Annotated in this window: 5 protein-coding genes; 3 read left to right on the top strand and 2 right to left on the bottom strand. The window is 70.9% G+C overall.

The window, feature by feature from the left end; genetic code table 11:
• Positions 1-286 precede the first annotated feature (286 nt).
• From AB0L56_RS31475 to AB0L56_RS31465, 3 genes are all read left to right on the top strand, one after another.
• Positions 287-1114: a glycoside hydrolase domain-containing protein gene (locus tag AB0L56_RS31475; RefSeq protein ID WP_365429557.1), complete on the top strand. Its 828-nt coding sequence runs from the start codon at positions 287-289 to the stop codon at positions 1112-1114.
• Positions 1115-1461: 347 nt separating this feature from the next.
• The gene (locus AB0L56_RS31470) at positions 1462-1719 is read left to right on the top strand and encodes a hypothetical protein (RefSeq protein WP_365429554.1); all 258 of its coding nucleotides are present in this window, start codon (positions 1462-1464) and stop codon (positions 1717-1719) included.
• Complete coding sequence (locus tag AB0L56_RS31465; RefSeq protein WP_365429551.1) at positions 1716-2096, top strand: hypothetical protein; 381 nt, start codon at positions 1716-1718, stop codon at positions 2094-2096. The genes AB0L56_RS31470 and AB0L56_RS31465 overlap by 4 nt, the downstream gene beginning before the upstream one ends.
• A 13-nt stretch (positions 2097-2109) precedes the next feature.
• On the opposite strand, the gene AB0L56_RS31460 is transcribed toward AB0L56_RS31465, so the two are convergent.
• Both AB0L56_RS31460 and AB0L56_RS31455 read right to left on the bottom strand, forming a co-directional pair.
• Positions 2110-2394, bottom strand: coding sequence for a hypothetical protein (locus AB0L56_RS31460; protein ID WP_365429549.1), 285 nt, complete (start codon positions 2392-2394; stop codon positions 2110-2112).
• Positions 2391-3605, bottom strand: coding sequence for a hypothetical protein (locus AB0L56_RS31455; protein WP_365429546.1), 1215 nt, complete (start codon positions 3603-3605; stop codon positions 2391-2393). The genes AB0L56_RS31460 and AB0L56_RS31455 overlap by 4 nt, the downstream gene beginning before the upstream one ends.
• Between the last annotated feature and the right edge of the window lie 266 nt (positions 3606-3871).

Genomic DNA, 3871 nt, shown 5'->3' with positions numbered 1-3871 from the left:
CGGTGAAAAGGGGAGGACGCTCTGCATCCGAACCGCGATCGCCGAGCACATGATCGAAGGCCGCCGTCAGCCGAGGTGTGGAGACCACCGGAACCTAGTTGACACCCTCCGCCACCAACCGGCGGATGGATCTTGGATAGGCTACAGAGCGCTCCGACTGCCGGAGCTCTACCGCCGCCGTGGAAAGTGCCGAGCGCTGCAGTCACGCCTCATGGTGTGTCACCGCGCGCATAGGCCTTCCGGTGCACCAAGTACGGCCGCGGGCCGTGATCCGAATGGGGTGGGAATGTCCAGTCACCGGCTGTCCAAAAGAGGCCGTTACATCGCGTGGGCCACGACCGGCGTCGTCGTAGTCGCCGGGGCCGGAATCGCGGCGCAGACCTCCATGGCCGCCACGAGTTGGCCTGCGCAGAAGACGTACACGGGACGGGCATTCGACACCTGCACGGCGCCCTCGCTCGCGGCGATGAAGGCATGGAAGACCGGCTTCTACGGTGCCGCGGCGGTGTACATCGGCGGCAAGAACCGCGGCTGCGCCCAGCCCAACCTCACCGCGTCCTGGGTGAAGTCGGTCAGCGCCGCCGGCTGGAAGCTGATCCCGCTCTACGTCGGAGCCCAGCCGCCCTGCCAGACCAGCAGGAACCCGGAGAGGTTCACCGCCTCCACGGCAGCCAGCCTCGGGGCGAGCAACGCCAAGGACGCGGTCGCCAAGGCCGCCGCCCTCGGCATGAAGCCCGGCAGCCCCATCTACCTCAACATGGAGTCGTACGACATCACGAACAAGGCATGTAACGACGCCACACTGACGTACGTGCGCTCCTTCACCAAGACCCTGCGGGCGAAGACGTACCGCGCCGGTCTCTACGGCTTCAGCAGCTCCAGCGCCAAGGCCATCGCCACCGCGAAGGACCGGACCGACCTGCCGGGCAACCTCTGGTACGCGCTGTGGAACAACAAGAACACCACCACCGCCGACTGGCCCTGGGATCCCAAGCTGTACACCAACCACAGCCGCGCCCACCAGTACATGGTCAACAGCAAGGAGACCCGCGGCGGCCACACCATCACCGTCGACCGCAACGCCTGGGACGCCCCCGTGGCCCTGATCGGATAAGCAGACACTTGCTGGGGTCAGGCGAAGGCCGTGCGGTTCAGTTCCGCGATCCTCTCGCGGCGCCGGTCATCGAAGGTGCGCAGTCAACGCCGTCACCACCTGGCCTGTCCGGCCCCAACGGATGTGGACAGGCGTCGGCCCTCCCGTGGGGAGGGCCGGGAGGGACGGCGCGGCCCGCACCAGGGCGACCTGGGTGAGCCAGGGGGCAACCCCGGATCGGGGATCACCGCTGGTGGCAGCATTGCACTGGTTCTAGCCACACAACAGGCTCGTGACTGAATTCGACTCACGGCCATAGCACGGGTACGGGTACGTACCCGTACCCTTCATGTGGAGGGAGCCCGATGATGCCTGACGCCAATGTCCGCATTCCTCAGGAAGCCCGCGACCGGCTCGCCGCCATAGCGGCGGCGGAGGGCATGTCGCTGCGCGCCTACCTGGCCCGCCTCGCCGAAACCCTCCTCACCCCCGACGAGCGTGCCGCGCGGGCCGAGCAGGCCCGGGCCGCGCTGAAGGAGTGGAACGGCTACGCGCCCACCCGCGCTGAGGAGCAGGACCTCGACAGCGAACTGGACCGCCGCCTGGCCCAGGCGGCTGCCCGGTGAGCGACGCCATGCACATCGTCCTGGACGACACCGCGATGGCCGCGGCAGGCCAGGGCAACGTTCTCGCTTCCCGCCTCATCCACCGCGCCCACGCCCAGGCCGGCTGGTACCTGTACGCCCCCACGTGCGCGCTCGTCGAAGCCGACCGTGCCCGGCCGGGCACGGCGGAACACCTGGCCGCGCTGCCGGGCATCACCGTGCTCGACCTGGACCTCCCGGCCGCTCTGGCCGTGGCCCAGCACAACACCTGGACGGCGGCACACTGCCAGTACGCAGCCCAGCCGACTCCGGACCGCCCCGACGGGGCGATCATCGCCACCACCGCCCCCGACCGGTGGATCGGTGAGCCGGTCCGCGTCCTCAACCTCACCCCCTGACCCTGAAGCCGAACTACCCGCCGGCGCCAAGGCGGGCCCGGCGGGTCTCAACGAGGTTATGCCAGCGGGTACGAACGGCGTCGGCCCCGTCGAGCCAGCGCGCGGAGGCCTGGCCGGGCAGGGGCAGGCCGGCCATGTAGTGGGCGATGTCGGCGTAGTAGGCGTAGTCACCGGTCCGGGCGAGTTCGCGCAGGCGGTCGATGACGGCACGGACGTTGTCCTGCTCGTCGAGGACGGCGTGGTGGAAGGCGAGCGTCAGCTCCAGGACGGCTTCGGCCGCGGTGATGCCCGGCGTCACGGGTCTCGGCGCGCAGGTCGCGGGCGGTTTCGAGGCCGCGCAGGGTGCCGGCGGCGCGAACGAGCGCGGCGATCCGCACGGTGAGGCTGGTGGCCCGCAGATCCAGGCCGGTGAGGAGTTGCTCGGCGAGGTGGAGCTCGTCGTCCGCGACGGTGGGGTCGGTGAAGGCCACCACGAGGGCGCGCTGGGCTTGGCTGGTGGCGCATTCCCCGGCGACGCCGTGCTGCTCGGCCTGGTCGCGGGCGGCGGCGTAGGCGGCGGCCGCGCGGTCCATGTCGCCGTGAGGCCACAGGATGTCCCCCTTCGACGCGGTGCTGGCGGCCGTCCCAGCCGAGGGTGCGTGCGGTGTCGTACGCGGCGGGGAAGTCGCCGGCGAGGCGGGCGAGGTGGGCAAGTCCGCGGCGGGCGGCGGGGGCGAGGCGGCCGCCGCCGTCGGCGACGAGCTGCATCCCGTGGCGGGAGGCGGCGGAGTCGCCGAGGTGGCGGTGGGCCTTGGCGAGGTAGTAGACGCCCATCTCGTGCAGGTCGGCGGGGAGCAGGTGGCTGCCGGTGACGGCGGCGAGGCGGGAGGCGGTGGCGGAGCGGTGCTCGTGCTGGCGGCGGGCGAGGGCGGCGAGGAGTTCGACGAGAGCGTCGGCCGACGTCTCCAGACCGTCGCTACCCGGCCGGGAGGGCGGGGCGATGGGCTCCCACACGGAGTCGCTGACGTAGGCCCAGGCTGCGTCAGCGAGCCAGCCCAGCTCGAGGCCGAAGTCCCGGGCCAGGGTGAGGCCCTGGCGCAGGCAACCGATCAGCAGCATCCGGCCCTGGCCGGTGGTGCTGGCGCCGGTCCACTGGGTGCCGAGGGCTGCCAGGGCGCGCTCGGCGGCCTGGCGCCAGTCGCCATCCGTCCAGCGGTCGTCGGTGGCGTCGTCGGCGCTGCGGATGGTGGAGCGGATCAGACCGTGCAGGTGGTAGGGCCACAGCCCGAAGACGTTCTCGCGGACGAACGGCCGCTCGATCAGCCGCTGGACCGGTGCCTGGTGCGGCAGGCCGGACGCAGCGGTGGCGAGGGTGAGGTCGAAAGCGTCCAGCAAGGACACAGACCGCAGGACGTGGCGTTCGTCGGGGGTGAGGTCGGACAGGGTGCGAGCGATCAGGGCGCCGAAGTCGTGGTCGAAGTCGGACGGGACCGGCTCGCGGGTGCGGCGGATCTCCAGGAAGCGAAGCACCGACAGGTCGAGGTAGAGGGGCAGGCCGTGGGATTGGCCGGTGATGACCTGGCGGATCTCACCGCTGATGAGCGGCTGGCCGTCGCGGGAGAGCCGGCGGGCGAGGTAGTCGTCGCAGTCCTCGGGTGAGAAGTCCCCGACCAGTACCTGCCGTCCGCGCCCTCGTGCGGCGCTAGTACCAATGCCGTGTAGTTAGCGTTGGGCGCCCGGCGTCAAGGGGTGCGGGTGGTCAATGTCGATGCTGATGGTGGCCTTGTAGCTGGTTC

The sequence above is a fragment of the Streptomyces sp. NPDC052079 genome, assembly GCF_040680275.1.
GTDB lineage: Bacteria > Actinomycetota > Actinomycetes > Streptomycetales > Streptomycetaceae > Streptomyces.
Note: the sequence above shows the minus strand (reverse complement) of the source record. Positions and strands in the feature narration are given on the sequence as shown.